The sequence below is a fragment of the Alphaproteobacteria bacterium genome, from assembly GCA_041396705.1.
In the GTDB taxonomy this organism is placed as follows: domain Bacteria; phylum Pseudomonadota; class Alphaproteobacteria; order CALKHQ01; family CALKHQ01; genus CALKHQ01.
On the sequence record JAWKYB010000005.1, the window covers coordinates 255,574 to 271,237 of the forward strand.

Here is a 15,664-nt window from a genome sequence, read left to right on the forward strand (position 1 = left end):
CGGGCGTGATGGAAAATTGAGGATCCGGGACCGGCGCGTGAGGATCGCGGCCGGCGCCGCGGTCTAGTCTTGGCGGCGCCGGGTGGCATGACCCCCGGTCGGGGACCCGCGATGAACCTGCACCACATCCGCTATTTCCTGGCGGTGTGCGAGACGCTCAACTTCACCCGGGCGGCGGAGCAATGCCACGTCACGCAGCCGTCGCTGACCCGCGCGATCCAGAATCTGGAGCACGAGCTCGGCTGCCAGCTGTTCCATCGCCGCCACGGCAGCATCGCGGTGACCCCGGTCGGCGAGGCGGTGCGGCGCGAATTGAGCCGGCTGCAACGCCATGTCGCGGCGGCGCGCATGGCGGCTGCGGGCTGGACCGCGGGCACCGCCGGCCTGCTGCGGATCGCGATTGCCGGTACCGTGGGACCGACCCGTACCGGCCGGTTCTTCGCCCGATTTCTGGCCACCGCCCCGGGCGCCAGGCTGTTCTTCGAGCGCGGCGCGGAGGACAGCGTGCTGAGCGGTGTTGCCGACGGGGCCGTCGACGTGGCGATCGTCGCGCGGCTGGCGGCGACCGACACGGCGACGGGTGGCCGCGCGCTGTTCGACGAGCCGGTCGCGGTGCTGATGCCGCGCGGACATGCATTGGCCGCCGTCAACGCGGTCCCGCTCGCGGCTCTGGCCGGCGAGCGGCTGTTGCTGTCCGGCGACGCCGAGGCCGGCTGCGGCATCGAACGCGCCCTGACCGCCGCGGCGGCCGGGCCCCGGATCGTCTGTCGCGTGCGCGATGCCTGCTGGCTGCCGGCGATGGTGGCGGAAGGGGTCGGCATCGCCGTCGCCCCGGAGGGGTGCGCCCTGCCGCCGGAGGTGGTCGCGCGGCCCCTCGGCCAGCCGGCCCTGGCGCAGACGGTCAGCCTGCACGTCGATCCGGCGCGCCCGCCAACGCCGCTGGTCTGCCGCCTGCTCGCCTTCATCGACGGCACCGGTCCCGCGGCACGCGACCGCCCATCCGCGGTGCCGCAGGCCGAACGGCGCGGTCAGCCCGGAAGCGCGACCAGATCGGTGTGGCCGAAGCCCTTGCGGTAGTCGAGCACCGAGATCACCTTCGGCATCACCCGGATGAAGGCGATGTCGCCTTCCCACGGCGGGTCCAGGTCGGCCACCTGCGGAAACCGGGCCATCATCAGCTTGCCGATATGGCCGACTTCCGCCGGGTCGGTCACCCGCTCGGCCAGTCCGGCCAGCGACAGCCCGCGGATCCCGGTCCAGTCGTCGTAGTCCAGGGTCAGGGTCAGCGACACCCGCGCGTCGCGCGCGATGTTGCGCGCCTTCTGCGAATGCTCGCCGCAACCGAAATAGATGGTCAGGCCGTCGGCGACGTAGCTGACCGTCGTCGCCTGCGGAAAGCCGTCGGGCCGCAGCGTGGCGATGGCCAGATCGCGCCCCTGCGCCAGAATCGCCCGTGCCAGGTCCAAGGGTTCATCCGCCATCCGTCCCTCCGCTGCCGTCGCTACCGTCGCTGCCGAACAAGGGAAAAGGGTGGCACCGGAGCCGGGTATGGCTCCTTGACGCCCGTCAAGCGGGGCGGCGACGGACGGCGGGACCGGCTTCGCCGGTTGAAGGCGGCCGCACGCCGCTATGCCGGCACCACGCTGCGGAAGCGTTGGCGATAGCGGCTCGGGCTGATCCCGGTCGTGCGCTTGAACAGGCGGCGGAACGAGCCGGGATCGTCATAGCCGACATCGCCGGCGATCGCGTCGATCGGCGCGTCGCCCGTTTCCAGCATCTGCTTGGCTTCCTCGATCCGCAGCGTCTGCACGTAGTCGAGCGGCGCATAGCCGGTGGCGCGGCGGAAGCGGCGCTTGAAGGTGCGGCCGTTCAGTCCCGAGCGGCCGGCCATCCGCGCCACCGGGTTGGCTGTCGCATAGTGCTGCGCGATCCAGGCCTGGCAGTCGGCGATCACCGCATCGTCGTGGCGGGCCGGCCGGACCATGGCGGCAAAGGGCAGCTGGCCGTGGCTGCGGTCGCCGAACAGGAACACCTTGGCGATGCGCCGCGCCTCGTCCTCGCCGCAGAAGCGGGCGATCAGGTACAGCGCGAGATCCGCCCACGAGGCCGAGCCGCCCGAGGTGACGATGCCGTGCCCGGCACCCGCCGGCACCAGCACCCGTTCGGGCTGCAGCAGCACGCGCGGATAGCAGCGGCGGAACAGCGGTCCGGCGCTCCAATGGGTCGTCGCCTCGCGCCCGTCGAGCAGGCCGGCCTCGGCCAGCATCAGCGCCCCGGTGCACACCGAGCAGACGATGGCGCCGCGTGCATGCTGCCGCCGCAGCCAGGCCGTCGCCTCCGGCCAGCGGCCGGCGGGCTCGGCGCCCGCGTCCAGCGTCAGGTCCGCGACGATCACGATGTCGGGCCGCGCCGCCTCGGCAAAGGCGAGGTCGGCGACCACCGGCGCACCGACCGCAGTGCGGAACGGCGCGCGGTCGCCGGCGACGACCTGCGGCGCCATCCGGCGCACGACGGACGGCGCGCCGGTCAGTTGCTCCCACACCGTGCCGACGGCCAGGAACACCTCGTGCAGCCCATAGATCACCGCCGCCGAGGCCTCCGGAACCGCGACCAGGGCGATGGCGACCGGGGCAGTGCTGCCGGGCAAGGTCATCCGCCGCGAATGTCATATATGACGCGTTGCAGTCAATTCCGCGTCTTATGCAGGGGCGCGTGACGGTACCGTTGTGCGACCGGTCGCGGCCGCGCGGCCGGTCCTCAGCCCATCTGCCAGGCTCGTCCCGACGCCGGAGCCGTACGGCCCCGGACCATGGTCACTGGCTGGTCGTTCCGCCGCCGGGTGCGGTCAGCGTCGGCAGGGTCGTGCCCGGCACAGTCTCGAGCTGCGGCGCGTTGGCGCCGGGCAAATTGGCGCGGCTGCTCGGCAGGTGGCTTGCCGAATAGGCGGGATCCCAAACGCAATCCTCCTGGGTTCCGGCGGGCGCAACCGTGAGGTTGTTGCAGATCCAGCAGCCATCGGAATAGCAGCACCAGCAAAGCAGACCGCCGCAACCGTTGCTGGCATTGCCGCCGAAGGTATCCCGTTCGCACTGCCCCACCGAGGTGTTGTCAGCCGGGCGGCGGATCAGGGCCTCCGCCTCGGGTGCGGCGGTTAGCAACGCGAGAATGGCGGCCAGGATCGCAGCGGCCGCGGACATCGGCTTCGTCATGACTGTCACTCCGGAATGCGCGACCGACTTCCCGCACCCGCCGGACCGCGCACACCGGCGGACAGGTATCCGAAATCCCGTACTGCTGGCGGAGCGCGCCCCGGGAATCCCGCAACGGCAAAGACCGACTCTAGTGGAACGGGAGGCCGGCCTGCGGGTCGTCGTGCGGCCAAATCGGTGGGAGCGGGGTCGCGCGACCGGCGTCGCAGACGATCTTGCTCGTTCCGGCAGCCGTACCCGGCTTCGGAACCGTGACACCGCAGACAACGGCGCGACGGGCTATGCCGGAAGGCGCCGTGGCGACGACCAGGTTCGGCTGTGGCATGCGCGTACTCCTGACGGAGCGAAGCGCAGCGATCATATCCGCGCGGCGATGCGGCGTCGAGAGCGGCCGCGCGCGATCCACCCTGACAGATTGTTGTCACGGTGAATCCGCCGCGCCGGAACCGAGGCTCAGGACGCGCGGAACGGCAGGCGGTCGCAGGCGACGACACGCGGCGCCATCCGGCGCACGGCGGACGGCGTACCGATCCATAGCTCGCACACTGTGCCGACGGGCCGGAACACCCCGTGCAGACCATGGGTCACCGCCGCCGAGGTCCGCGGAGCCGCGACCAGGGCGATGTTCGCCACCACGCTGCAGGCGGGCAAGGTCATTCGCCGCGAATGTCACATATGACCTGTTTCTGTCAATTCCGCGACTAACACGGTGGCGGGCGACGGCGCCAATGTACGGCCCGTCGCGGCCGCACAGCCGCCTGTTGAGGAGACCAGCCATGCTTTCGGCGACACGACGCAAACTGATCGGCGGCGCCCTGGTCGGCGCCAGCGGGCTTGCCGGCGCCTTCGGTCGCCAGGCCGCGGCCGGCGCCCTGGCCCGCAAGGGACGCATCCTGCTCGACCGGATGCCGGACATCCCCCGCGGCTTGGTCGAAGCGGTCAACTTTCCGCTGATCGAGGCGATCCACGGCCGGCGCTCGCGCCGCTTCGCCCGCGGCGCTTCGATCCCGGACGGACCGCTGGCCTTCACTTCGCGCCAGCCGGCGGCCCGGCTGACCGAGACCGAGCAACTGCTGTTGCTGGCCACGGTCGCGGGCAACACCGGCTGGGCGAACCTGATCCCGTTCAACCGCGCCTACCTGCCGCACATCCCCAACTATGCCGCCGCCGCCGGCGGGCGCAGCTTTCCGTCGGCCGCCGGCTTCCACACCACCGAGGTGTTCTACACCGACGACGACGGCGTCTATCTGTTCCCGACCCGCGACATGACGCCGGACGGGCCGCCCGGCGACGGCGGCACCGATCTGGCAGCATGGCTCGCCGCCCACCGGGCGCGCATCGTCAAGCTTGCCGACGGCCGGCTGAACACGCCGCGGGAAGCCCGGCACATGGAGATGCACAACGCCTGGTGCGCCAACGTGCCCGGCAGCACCCTGATCGTTCCGGTCTCCGACCTGGCCCAGCACCAGATCCTCAACCTCTGCTACCTGGTCCAGAACGGCGCCTGCATCTTCGACGACATCAACGGCCGCGCGGTGCCGGGCATCGAACGGTTCGCGCATCTGGTCGACCCCGAGAACGCCTATCCGCTCAGCTACTTCGACCAGATCGGCGTGACCGAGGTGACGGTGGAGTCGTCGACGGCGTGCTATGCCGGCGCGCTGATGCTGCAGGCGCTGGGGCTTGGCGGCTGGATGTACGAGGGCATCAACCCGTTCTCCATCCTCGGCGCCAGTGGCGACCGGCGGTACCCAGGCTCGGCTTCCGCTACGACACCGATCCGCGCTGGCCGCTGCCCAACGTCACCGGGCTGCCCGGCGTGTTCGAGGGCCACTGTCCGCCGCACTTCCCCGACATGCGGGCCGCCGTCGACTCCGTCGTTGCCCGCAAGTTCGGCGCCGGCGGGCCGTTCGACCCGGCCACGCCCGGCCCCTATCGCGAGACCGCCGCCGTGCGCGGCCGCGGTCTGCCGCACGATGCCGACTTCCGCGCCTGCGTCGCCCTGATGGCGCAGTATGTGTTCGACAGCTTCGGCCGCTTCCCGGCGACCGTGCCGCCGATCTTCACGATGATGTACCTGCAGGCGCACCGGCTCGACACCGCGTTCTACGACGCCCACTTCGCGCCCGGCGCCTATCTGCGCACCCATGCGGACCACGACCGCAACTGGGCCTGACGGCGCGTCGGCGCGGCCGTTGACCGAGATCAACACCTGCCGGGGCCGGCACCGGCACGATCCCAGCCAAACCGGAATGGGAGAGTGCGATGTCCGGACATGCAGGAAATGCCCGCTGGCTGCGCCGCCTGCTCGGCCTCGGCGCCGCCGCGGCAATGCTTTCCGTCGCCGGCCCCGCCGTGGCCGACCACGAGCGCAGCTGCTATTTCACGCTGGAGGTCAACCCGACCGACGCGAGCCAGCAGAACGCGATCTATCCGTTCACGGTGTTCAACACCGTCCAGTATCTTACGCAGGTCAACGACGGCCGGCGGGCGATCCGCCAGCACGTGACAGGCTGCGTCGAGACCCACTGGAACGACCGCAACGCCACGCGCCCGTTCGCCTGCCAGGACTCCGGCCGGATCGACATGGCGCAATACCCGTTCCAGAACATGTACGAGCAGATCCGCCAGGACCTCTGCGACGCCAACCGCGACGCGGTGCGCCTGCCGGTGAACGTCACGCTGTTCATCCGCGGCGAGCGCGGCTGCCTGGAACGCGACGAGGACGTCGGCGTCGACCCGGTGGCATGGGCGGTGATCGCGACCAGCCACCAGCTCAACTGTCCGATCCGCGAGGGCGGCGGCTGGGAGATGTCCGGGCCGCAGCCGCCGGCGAACCCGCCGCTGCCCAATACCCGGTTGCCGGGCCACGACATCGGCGCCCAGGCGGTCGACGACTGGCAGGCCTGCTGGACCCTGTGCGAGCGGACCGACGGCTGTGCCGCCTGGACCTTCCGCGCCGCCGGCACGTCCGGCCCCGGCTCGGCCGCGCTGTGCCTGCTGAAGGACGGCGTCGGCGTGCAGGTGGCCGACGGCTGCTGCCAGTCCGGCACGCGGTAGGACCGCCTCCGTCGCGGCGGCGCACGCCGCTCCGACCGCGCCGCCGCGCGAACCTTCGTTCGCGTGAACAACCGTTCATTTGGCGCCGGCGGCGCCGTGCGCCAGTCTTCGTCTGCCGATCGTTGCCGCAGCGATTTCTTACCGGCCGCGACCGTTTGATTCGCAGTCATTTGACGGTGAAGCGCATGTTGCCAGCCCCCCGCCCCGTCGTCGTCCCCTGCCTCATCGCTCTGTCGCTGACGGCCTGTCAGGGCAGCGCCAACCGGCCGGCGCCGGCGGCGACGTCTCCGCAGGACGGCTATGCCGAAGCCGCGGAAATGAATGGGAACCCCATGCCGCTCACCACGGCGGAGATCCGCACGCTCTATTCCGGCGTGCAGGAGTATTACGAAGACTTCGACCAGCCCGGCATCCGGGTGACTTCCGTCTACCAGGCGGATGGCCGCATGACGTTCGCGTGGAGCTTCCGCGGCGAGGTTCGACAGGGAACCGGCCGCTGGTACGCGGAGAATGGTCAGCTTTGTATCGATTACGACGCGCTGCTGCCGACACCGGAGACCCCCGACCCCAACTGCAGGAGCATGACCGGCGTCCGTGGCGACCGCTCGACATTGCTGGGGGCCACGAACGAGCGAGGCCTCCTGGGTGGCACCATTATCCTGCAGCCGATCGAGTAGCCCGGGCCCGGCCGGAACGTCGCCGGCGGCCTACTCCCGGCCGCGCGGGGCGCCGAAGCTGATCATCTGCCACTGCGCGAGGATGCGGTTGTAGCCGAAGCAGGCATAGAGCCCGCCGAGCCGGCGGATCGCTGCGGTGTCGGCATAGGCCGGCTGGTCGGCGAACCAGATCGCCTCGAACCGGATCGCGCTGGCGCCGTCGCGGTCGGCCACGTCCAGCCCGCCGGGGTTCAGCAGCTGGACGATATCGCCGGCCGCAACGGTGCCCAGCTCATAGGTCGCGGAGGTCGGGTGCATGTAGACGGTCAGGCTCGGCACCGTCACCACGCCGTAGCGGTAGTTCGGGTCGGTGGCCAGCGCCGCCGGCAGCTCGGTGTGGAAATAGGGCGCGCAGAACTTGCCCGGCTCGACGAAGCGGCCGCCATTCTGCAGGATATCGGCCAGCGCCGGCCACAGGTCCCACTGCGCCGCCGGGATCGCGTCCGGCATCCAGGCCAGCTTCAGCGCGTCGCGGCCCAGGTCGGCGCCGTATTCGTCGATCAGCGAGCCGGTGTCGAGGTCCTGCGGCGTCGCGTTCAGCACCGCCTCTGCGTCCATGCGCCGGACCGCGTCGAGCAATGTGGTGCGGAAGGCGGCGAAGCCCGGGTCGCTCGGTCCCTCGTCGACCGGCGTCATCCGGCCGAAGCTGTCGGCCATGGCCGGCGACAGGGCGAAGACCGTGATCGCGCAAACAGCCGTCACCGCCAGCCGTCGGCGGCGGCCGGCGGACAACGACCCCGGCTGGACGCGTCGCTTCGCTCTTCGCAATGACGGCTCCGAATCCTGCATCGTTCAGTCGGCGAAGGGGTCGCGGACCATGATGCTATCCAGCCGCTCCGGGCTTGTCGACAGCAGGGCCACGGGCGCGCCGATCAGTTCCTCGATTCGCCGGACGTACTTGATCGCGGTCGCCGGCAGGTCGGCCCAGCGGCGGGCGCCCTGGGTGCTCTCCTGCCAGCCCTCCATCACCTCGTAGACCGGCTCGACCGCGGCCTGGTCGGCCGGCGAGGCCGGCAGGATGTCGAGCGCCGCCCCGCGCAGGCGATAGCCGGTGCACACCTTCAGCTCGGCGAAACCGTCGAGCACGTCGAGCTTGGTCAGCGCGATGCCGTCGATGCCGGCGACCTGCACGGTCTGCCGCACCAGCACGGCATCGAACCAGCCGCAGCGGCGCTTGCGGCCGGTAACGGTGCCGAACTCGCGGCCGCGCTCGCCCAGCCGCTGGCCGACGGCATCCTCCAGCTCGGTCGGAAACGGGCCGGAGCCGACCCGGGTGGTATAGGCCTTGACGATGCCGAGCACGTAGCCGATGGCGCCGGGGCCGAGGCCGGAGCCGCTGGCCGCCGACCCGGTGACCGTGTTCGACGAGGTGACATAGGGATAGGTGCCGTGGTCGACGTCGAGCAGCGCGCCCTGGGCGCCCTCGAACAGGATGCGCTTGCCTCTGCGCCGCAGCAGGTTCCAGGTCGCGCCACACCGGCCGGGCGAAGGGCAGGATCCGCGGCGCGATCTCGAGCAGGGCCTCCTTGCCCGGCGCGGTCCACCGGCTCCGCACCCAGGCCTTGCGCAGGATGTCGTGATATTCGGCGACGCGGTCGATGCGCGAGCCAGCGCATCGGCGTCGGCGAGTCGCAGACCGGATCGCGCGCCGGCCAGTCTTGTCCTCATAGGCCGGGCCGATGCCGCGGCCGGTGGTGCCGATCTTGTGGGCGCCGCGCGCCTCTTCCAGCAGCCGGTCCAGCTCGGCATGCAGCGGCAGGATCAGGCAGGCGTTGTCGGCGATGGCGAAGCGGTCCGGCGTCACCGAGACGCCGAGCTCGGCGATCCGCCCGATCTCGGCCATGAGTGCCCACGGGTCGATCACCACGCCGTTGCCGATCACCGACAGCTTGCCGGGCCGGACGATGCCCGACGGCAGCAGGCTGAGCTTGTAGGTGACTCCGTCGATGACCAGGGTGTGGCCGGCGTTGTGGCCGCCCTGGAAGCGGACCACGACGTCGGCCTTCTCCGACAGCCAGTCGACGATCTTGCCCTTGCCCTCGTCGCCCCACTGGGCGCCGACCACGGCGACGTTGGCCATCAGCGGTCTCCTTCCGGCACCGGGTGCGGCGCGTCGCCGACCAGCAGGTGGGTGCAGTGCAGGGCGCGCGCGGCGGCGGCCGGATCGGTGGCCGGCGCCAGCGCCGCGACGGTGGACCAGCCCTCGGCGCGCAGCGCGGCGGCGCGCGTCGGCGCGGTGCCCTCGGGCAGCCACAGCCGGCGCGCCGGCGGCGGCGGGGCGACCGCCCGCATCACCGAATCCAGGAACAGCGAGAAGCCTGTCGCCGGCTCCGCCCCGGCGCCGGCCAGGTAGCGGCCGCCGTTGCCCAGCTCGCCGCGCACCCGCGGCGCAAACAGGGTGAAGGCGACGCCGCGATGATACTCGAATCCGCGGTTCTCCACCGCGTCCACGGTCAGCTGCAGGCCGGGCAGCCCGGCCACCACCGCGGCAAGCCGGTCGATGTCGTCGCCGGGCAGGTCCAGCCGGCGCAGCGCCGGCAGTGCGGTCTCGGCCGGACCGCCGGCATCGATCAGCGCGATCAGCGCATCCGCCGCCGGCCCGGCGCTGGCCCGCACCGCGGCGCGGTCCTTCTGGTTGAGCGCGTGCCGGGTCTCCGCCGCCGCCTCCGGCGCCAGCCCGGCGGCGTCGAGGATCGCCGTCGCCACCGTCGGCACCGACAGGTCGACGCTCAGCCGCGCGACGCCGGCATGGGCCAGCGCCTCGGCGGCCAGCGCGATCACCTCGATGTCGGCGGCGGCGTTGTCGGCGCCGATCAGCTCGACGCCGGCCTGGACGAACTGGCGCTCCGGCCGGATCTGGCTGCCGCTCACCCGCAGCACGTCGCCGGCATAGGCCAGCCGCAGCGGCCGCGCGCGATGGGCGAGCCGGCTCTGGGCGATGCGCGCGATCTGGCCGGTGATGTCGGCCCTGATGCCCAGCATCTGCCGGCTGACCGGGTCCATCAGCCGGAAGGTCTGGCGCAGCAGGCTGCCGCCGGCACCGTGCAGCAGCCCGGTCTCGAACTCGATCAGCGGCGGCTTGACCCGCTCGTAGCCATGCGCCGCGAAATCGTCGACCAGGCGGTTGATCGTCGCCGCCTCGTGCGCCGCGTCCGGCGGCAGGCCGTCCATCAGGCCGGCCGGCAGCAGCGCGTCGGGGTTGCCGCTCACCGTCCCGTCCTAGAAGAACAGCTGGCGCGCCTGGGTGACGTGCTCCAGCCGTCCGATCGCCGCCAGGCAGCCCTCCGGCAACGGCTGGTCGACGGCGACCAGCGCGATCGCGTCGCCGCCGACCGAGGCCCGGCCCAGGTGGAAGGTGCCGATGTTGATGCCGCAGTCGCCGATCATGGTGCCGAGGCGGCCGACCAGGCCCGGCTTGTCCTCGTTGGCGACATAGATCATGTGGCCGGCGAGCTCGGCCTCGACCGCGATGCCCTTGATGTTGACCACCCGCGGCTTGTCGCCGCCGATCAGCGTGCCTGCGACCGCGCGCTCGCGCCGCTCCGTCGTCACCGTCAGCCGGACCAGGGTGTTGTAGTCCTCGGCGGTGTCGGACTTGCTCTCGGTCACCTGCACGTTGCGCTGGCGGGCGACCTCGGGCGCGTTGACCATGTTCACCGATTCCATCAGCGGCCTGAAGAAACCGGCCAGCAGCGCCGCGGTCACCGGCCGGGTGTTCAGGCCCGCCGCGGCGCCCTGATACTCGATGTGGATCTTGCGCAGACCGGTCTCGGTCAACTGGCCGGCGAAGCTGCCGAGCTGCTCGGCCAGCCGCATGTACGGCATCAGCCGCGGCGCGTCCTCGGCGCTGACCGCCGGCATGTTGACCGCGTTGGTCACCGCGCCGGTCAGCAGGTAGTCGGCCATCTGCTCGGCGACCTGGATGGCGACGTTCTCCTGCGCCTCCTCGGTGGAGGCGCCGAGATGCGGCGTCGCGACCACGTTGTCGCGGCCGAACAGAACGTTGGCCTTGGCCGGCTCCTCGACGAAGACGTCGAACGCCGCGCCTGCGACGTGTCCGCTGTCCAGCGCGGCGGCGAGATCCGCCTCCACCACCAGGCCGCCGCGGGCGCAGTTGACGATGCGCACGCCGCGGCGGCACTTGGCCAGCGCGGCTGCGTCGATGATGCCGCGGGTCTGATCGGTCATCGGGGTGTGCAGCGTGATCACGTCGGACCGGCCCAGCAGCGTGTCCAGGTCGACCTTCTCGATGCCCAGGGCGTCGGCGCGCTCGTGCGACAGGAACGGGTCGAAGGCGATCACCTTCATCGACAGGCCGAGCGCGCGGTTGGCGACGATGGCGCCGATGTTGCCGCAGCCGATCACGCCCAGCGTCTTGCCGCACAGCTCGGTGCCCATGAAGCGCGACTTCTCCCACTTGCCGGCCTGGGTCGAGCGGTCGGCGGCGGGAATCTGGCGGGCCAGCGCCATCATCATCGCGATCGCGTGCTCGGCGGTGGTGATCGAATTGCCGAACGGCGTGTTCATCACCACGATGCCGCGCGCGGTGGCGGCCGGCACGTCGACATTGTCGACGCCGATACCGGCCCGGCCGATCACGCGCAGGCCGTCGGCGCGCGCGAGCAGCTCCTTGCTCGCCTTGGTCGACGACCGGATGGCGAGCCCGTCATAGCCGCCGATCGCCTCGGCCAGCGCGGCCGGGTCGAGCCCGGTCTTCTCGTCGACCTCGATGCCGCGGGCGCGGAAGATCTCCGCCGCCCGCGGGCTCATCTTGTCCGAAATCAGCACCCGCGCCATGGTCAGGCCGCCTCCGCATCCGCCGCGCGGACCGCGCCATAGGCCCATTCGATCCACGGCAGCAGGGCGGCCATGTCGGCCAGGTCGACCGTGGCGCCGCCCCACAGCCGCAGCGGCGGCAGGGCGTCGCGGTGGGTGTTGATGTCGTAGGCGACGCCGAGCTCGTCCAATCGCTGCACCAGCGCCTTGATCAGCGCCAGCTGGTCGGCCACCAGCGGCCGCGAACCACAGGTCGACGATCTTCCAGGCAGATCGAGGTCGACGACCAGGTCGCGGGTCCTCGGCCAGGAAATCGATCCACGCCGTCCGCGCCACCCAGTCGAGGACACCACCGCCAGATTGGCCTCGCTGCGGGCGATCAGGCCCGGCAGGCCCGATGCCCGCAGCCCATCTCAGCCCGTCGATCGCATCCTCGACGCACAGCATCGAGGGCGTGTTGATCGTCTCGCCACTTGAAGATGCCCTCGCCCCAGTCTTGCCGCCGCCGGTCAGCGCGGAAGATCTTCGGCAGCGGCCAGGCCGGCTTGTGGCCGGCCAGCCGCTCGGCCGCCCGCGGGCTCAGCGCCAGCATGCCGTGGCCGCCCTCCCCGCCCAGCACCTTCTGCCAGGACCAGGTCACCCGCATCCAGCTTGTCCCAGGCGACCGGCATGGCGAACACGGCCGAGGGTCGCGTCGCACAGGGTCAGGCCGGCCCGGTCGGCCGGGATCAGAGCGCCGTCCGGCACCCGCACGCCCGAGGTGGTGCCGTTCAGGTGAAGACCACGTCGTGGCTCCAGTCGACCGCGCCGAGGGTCCGGCAGCCGGCCGTAGGGCGCCTCCAGGCTGCGGCTGCCGGCGATCTTCAGCTGCTTGACCACGTCGCCGGCCCAGCCCAGGCCGAAGCTTTCCCACGCCAGCACGTCGACCCCGCGCGGGCCGAGCAGGTTCCACATCGCCATCTCGATGGCGCCGGTGTCGAGCCCGGCACCACCGCGATCCGCCAGTCGGCCGGGATGCCGAGCAGGAGCGCGAGCGCTCGATCACCTCCGCCAGCTTGGCCTTGGCCGGCCCCGCGCAGTGCGAGCGCCCGGTCTCGCGCACGTCGGCCAGCGCGGCCAGCCGACCAGCCCGGCCGCTTCGCGCAGGGGCCAGTCGAGAAGAACAGCACGGACGGCCGGACGGTGGGTTGCATCGCAACGGTCTCCAGGAACGCGGCAATCGAAATGCTCGGCGCCGAATTCGGCGCAGCCCAGGGCCGGCAAAGGCCCTCCGCCCGACCGGTCCCCGAAAAGCGCGCGGAGTGTATGGACGGGCCTGCACAGGGTCAACTTGCGCGTGCGCGCATTTCTGTCTCACCGGCGCGCGCCGGTGCCATTGGCAGGACAACGTGGGGGAAAGTGGCGTACCGGCTCGCCGGCGCCTGCCGCTTCGATCTCGGCTGCGCCCTGGCGCAAGGCAGCCATCAGGCGGCCGGCAGCTGGCGTTGCCAGGGTGACCGGCAAAAAAGACGCGACCGCCGTTCCGCCTGCGCCTCGCTTGGAGGGCTGCGAAACGACGGCCGCGCCTGTCGGTTTGGGGCGGGGCCCGGCGTTGCGGCCGGGCCCGGCCGGAGCGAGACTTACTCGCCGCCGCCCTCGCCGCCGACGCCGCTGACCGCGGTGTCGAGCTCACCGGACACGGTGGTGAACAGCGAGTCGAGCGAGTCGCCCATCGCGCCCAGCGCGGTGATCGCGGCAACCGAAACCAGCGCGGCGATCAGGCCGTACTCGATTACCCGGTCGCGCCGTCTTCCTGGGCGAAAAACTTCTTGAACAGGCGGGTCATGGTGGCCTCCTTGGCACAGGTGTGTTCGTCAGACAGGCCGATCATGAGCATCAAGTATGAACGGTGCGTTAACGCCAAGAATAGCAGAGCAAGAGATGGTTCAAATTTGAAATAATCACAACGAACTTATCTTTGTGCAATTTGAATACAATTTGATACAATTCATTACATTCCGGCCGCCGCGCCGGCGGCGCAGCACCCTTCGCCACACGCCGCCGTTGACATTCGCCCGGTGTTGGCCACGCAATCCGCGCCAGCCGGGCCGGGCCCGGGACGGGGAGCACGGGTGATATTCGGACTGGACGCCTTTGCACCGCTGGTGGTCGGCGCCGTCGTGCTGGCGCTGCTGGCCGCCTTCGTCGCCGAATGGCGCCCGCCGGAGATTTCGGCCGCGCTGGCGGTGTGCGTCCTGATGCTGCTGGGCATCCTCGAGGTCGATGACGTGCTGGCGGTGCTGTCGACCAGCGCGCCGGTGACGATCGCGGCGATGTTCGTCATTTCCGCCGCCCTGGTGCGGACCGGCGCGCTGGACGCCTTCAGTCGGCTGGCCACCGCCGGCGCCGGGCGCCGGCCCCGGCTGGCCGTCGCGCTGTTCCTGCTGCTCGTCGCCGCGATCTCCGCGGTGATGAACAACACGCCGCTGGTCATGCTGATGATCCCGGTCGCGGTGGTGCTGGCGCGCGAGACCGGCCGCGTCGCCTCCAAGCTGCTGATCCCGCTGAGCTATGCCGCCATCCTGGGCGGCACCTGCACGCTGTTGGGCACATCCACCAACATCCTGGTCGACAGCGTGGCGCGCGACGCCGGGCTGGCGCCGTTCCACATCCTGGAGATCGCGCCGCTGGGCGTGGTCACCACGCTGGTCGGGGTCGTCCTGCTGGTGCTCGGCCAGCCGCTGCTGCCGGAGCGCATCACCGCCACCGCGGTCACCGGGCGCGACGCGGTCAAGCGCTACATCGTGCAGGCGGTGATCGAGGACGGCTCGCCGCACATCGGGCGCGCGCCGCGCGACATCGAGGCGTTCCGGCGCGCCGACCGCCAGCTGATCGACGTGGTCCGCGGCGAGGTCTCGCTGCGCCGCGGCCTGGACAAGGTGATCCTGCAGCCCGGCGACGTGGTGGTGATCCGCAGCTCGATCGCCGAGATCCTGTCGATGAAGGAGGAAAGCGAGATCACGCTGTCGGAGGCCGGCCACCTGCAGCAGATGGGTGCGCGCAGTTCGACGGTGGTCGAGATCCTGTTGGGGCCCGGCGCGCGCATCCTCGGCCAGACCCTGGCCCAGCTGCGCCTGCGCCGGCACTACGGCGTCTACCCGATCGCCCTGCACCGCGGCGGCGAGAATCTGGACGAGCGGTTCGAGAGCGCGCGGCTGGCCGTCGGCGACACCCTGCTGGTCGAGGGCGCGCCGGAAGATCTGCGCCGGCTGGTCGAGGAGGCCGATCTGGTCAACGTGTCCGAGCCGGCCGTGCGCGGGTTCCGCCGCGCCAAGGCGCCGCTGGCGCTCGCCGCCCTCGGCCTGGTCGTGGCCGGCGCCGCGGCCGAGTTCATGCCGCTGGCCGGCCTGGCCGCGATCGGCGCCACGCTGGTGCTGGTCACCCGCTGCGTCGAGGTCGAGGAAGCGGTGCAGGCGGTCGAGTGGCGGATCCTCGGGCTGATTTTCGCCATGCTGGCGATCGGCGCGGCGATGGACCGCACCGGCCTGGTCCGCATGATCGTCGAGGCGATCGCGCCGCACCTGGCCGGCGGCTCGCCCGTGGTGGCGCTGGCGGCGATCTATGTGCTGAGCGTGCTGCTGACCGAGGTCGTCACCAACAACGCCGTCGCGGTGATCATGACGCCGATCGCGATCGGCCTGGCCGGCGGGCTGGGCGTCGACCCGCGCCCGTTCGTGGTCGCGGTGATGTTTGCCGCCAGCGCCAGCTTCATCACGCCGATCGGCTATCAGACCAACACGCTGGTCTACAGCGCCGGCGGCTATCGCTTCACCGATTTCGCCCGCCTCGGCGCGGCGCTGACCGTGGTCACCGGCGCGATCTGCATCGGCCTGATCCCGCTGATCTGGCCGTTCTGAGCCCGCC

Annotated in this window: 16 protein-coding genes and 2 pseudogenes; 6 read left to right on the plus strand and 12 right to left on the minus strand. The window is 71.3% G+C overall.

The window, feature by feature from the left end; translation table 11 throughout:
• Window positions 1-111 precede the first annotated feature (111 nt).
• Entirely contained in the window at window positions 112-1,077 is a 966-nt protein-coding gene (locus R3F55_09080; protein ID MEZ5667568.1) for a LysR family transcriptional regulator, read from the plus strand.
• On the opposite strand, the gene R3F55_09085 is transcribed toward R3F55_09080, so the two are convergent.
• The 4 genes from R3F55_09085 to R3F55_09100 all read right to left on the minus strand — a co-directional run bounded on the left by R3F55_09085 (window position 1,029) and on the right by R3F55_09100 (window position 3,866).
• Window positions 1,029-1,481, minus strand: a complete 453-nt coding sequence (locus tag R3F55_09085) for a pyridoxamine 5'-phosphate oxidase family protein (protein ID MEZ5667569.1) — start codon at window positions 1,479-1,481, stop codon at window positions 1,029-1,031. The two genes, R3F55_09080 and R3F55_09085, sit on opposite strands and share 49 nt — an antisense overlap.
• A 146-nt stretch (window positions 1,482-1,627) precedes the next feature.
• Window positions 1,628-2,653 (minus strand): helix-turn-helix domain-containing protein, encoded by a 1,026-nt coding sequence (locus R3F55_09090; GenBank protein MEZ5667570.1) that lies wholly within the window; start codon window positions 2,651-2,653, stop codon window positions 1,628-1,630.
• 160 nt (window positions 2,654-2,813) lie between these two features.
• Window positions 2,814-3,209, minus strand: coding sequence for a hypothetical protein (locus tag R3F55_09095; GenBank protein ID MEZ5667571.1), 396 nt, complete (start codon window positions 3,207-3,209; stop codon window positions 2,814-2,816).
• A 453-nt stretch (window positions 3,210-3,662) separates the two neighbouring features.
• Window positions 3,663-3,866: a hypothetical protein gene (locus tag R3F55_09100; GenBank protein MEZ5667572.1), complete on the minus strand. Its 204-nt coding sequence runs from the start codon at window positions 3,864-3,866 to the stop codon at window positions 3,663-3,665.
• A 119-nt stretch (window positions 3,867-3,985) separates the two neighbouring features.
• On the opposite strand from R3F55_09100, the gene R3F55_09105 reads away from it, so the two are divergent.
• The 4 genes from R3F55_09105 (at window position 3,986) to R3F55_09120 (ending at window position 6,946) form a co-directional block, all read left to right on the plus strand.
• Window positions 3,986-5,215: a hypothetical protein gene (locus R3F55_09105; protein ID MEZ5667573.1), complete on the plus strand. Its 1,230-nt coding sequence runs from the start codon at window positions 3,986-3,988 to the stop codon at window positions 5,213-5,215.
• Window positions 5,161-5,385: a hypothetical protein gene (locus R3F55_09110; protein ID MEZ5667574.1), complete on the plus strand. Its 225-nt coding sequence runs from the start codon at window positions 5,161-5,163 to the stop codon at window positions 5,383-5,385. The genes R3F55_09105 and R3F55_09110 overlap by 55 nt, the downstream gene beginning before the upstream one ends.
• 89 nt (window positions 5,386-5,474) lie before the next feature.
• Entirely contained in the window at window positions 5,475-6,269 is a 795-nt protein-coding gene (locus tag R3F55_09115; protein MEZ5667575.1) for a PAN domain-containing protein, read from the plus strand.
• A gap of 176 nt (window positions 6,270-6,445) precedes the next feature.
• Window positions 6,446-6,946: a DUF995 domain-containing protein gene (locus R3F55_09120; protein MEZ5667576.1), complete on the plus strand. Its 501-nt coding sequence runs from the start codon at window positions 6,446-6,448 to the stop codon at window positions 6,944-6,946.
• 30 nt (window positions 6,947-6,976) lie between these two features.
• Here R3F55_09120 and R3F55_09125 read toward each other — a convergent pair whose 3' ends face one another.
• The 8 genes and pseudogenes from R3F55_09125 to R3F55_09160 form a co-directional block, all read right to left on the minus strand.
• Window positions 6,977-7,687 carry a hypothetical protein gene (locus R3F55_09125; GenBank protein ID MEZ5667577.1) on the minus strand — a complete coding sequence of 237 codons (711 nt, stop codon included), beginning with the start codon at window positions 7,685-7,687 and terminating at the stop codon, window positions 6,977-6,979.
• Between the two features lie 90 nt (window positions 7,688-7,777).
• A pseudogene (locus R3F55_09130) lies at window positions 7,778-9,065 on the minus strand (adenylosuccinate synthase).
• Window positions 9,065-10,195, minus strand: coding sequence for an ATP phosphoribosyltransferase regulatory subunit (locus R3F55_09135; protein MEZ5667578.1), 1,131 nt, complete (start codon window positions 10,193-10,195; stop codon window positions 9,065-9,067). Before R3F55_09135 ends, R3F55_09130 begins: the two are co-directional and overlap by 1 nt.
• A 9-nt stretch (window positions 10,196-10,204) precedes the next feature.
• Window positions 10,205-11,782 carry a phosphoglycerate dehydrogenase gene (serA, locus tag R3F55_09140; protein ID MEZ5667579.1) on the minus strand — a complete coding sequence of 526 codons (1,578 nt, stop codon included), beginning with the start codon at window positions 11,780-11,782 and terminating at the stop codon, window positions 10,205-10,207.
• 2 nt (window positions 11,783-11,784) lie between these two features.
• Complete coding sequence (locus R3F55_09145) at window positions 11,785-11,994, minus strand: hypothetical protein (GenBank protein ID MEZ5667580.1); 210 nt, start codon at window positions 11,992-11,994, stop codon at window positions 11,785-11,787.
• A 146-nt stretch (window positions 11,995-12,140) separates the two neighbouring features.
• Entirely contained in the window at window positions 12,141-12,407 is a 267-nt protein-coding gene (locus tag R3F55_09150; GenBank protein MEZ5667581.1) for a hypothetical protein, read from the minus strand.
• On the minus strand, window positions 12,398-12,721 hold the full coding sequence (locus R3F55_09155; GenBank protein ID MEZ5667582.1) for a hypothetical protein: 324 nt from the start codon (window positions 12,719-12,721) through the stop codon (window positions 12,398-12,400). Before R3F55_09155 ends, R3F55_09150 begins: the two co-directional genes overlap by 10 nt.
• 659 nt (window positions 12,722-13,380) lie before the next feature.
• A pseudogene (locus R3F55_09160) lies at window positions 13,381-13,586 on the minus strand (Flp family type IVb pilin).
• Between the two features lie 286 nt (window positions 13,587-13,872).
• On the opposite strand from R3F55_09160, the gene R3F55_09165 reads away from it, so the two are divergent.
• The gene (locus R3F55_09165) at window positions 13,873-15,657 is read left to right on the plus strand and encodes an SLC13 family permease (protein ID MEZ5667583.1); all 1,785 of its coding nucleotides are present in this window, start codon (window positions 13,873-13,875) and stop codon (window positions 15,655-15,657) included.
• Window positions 15,658-15,664: the final 7 nt, after the last annotated feature.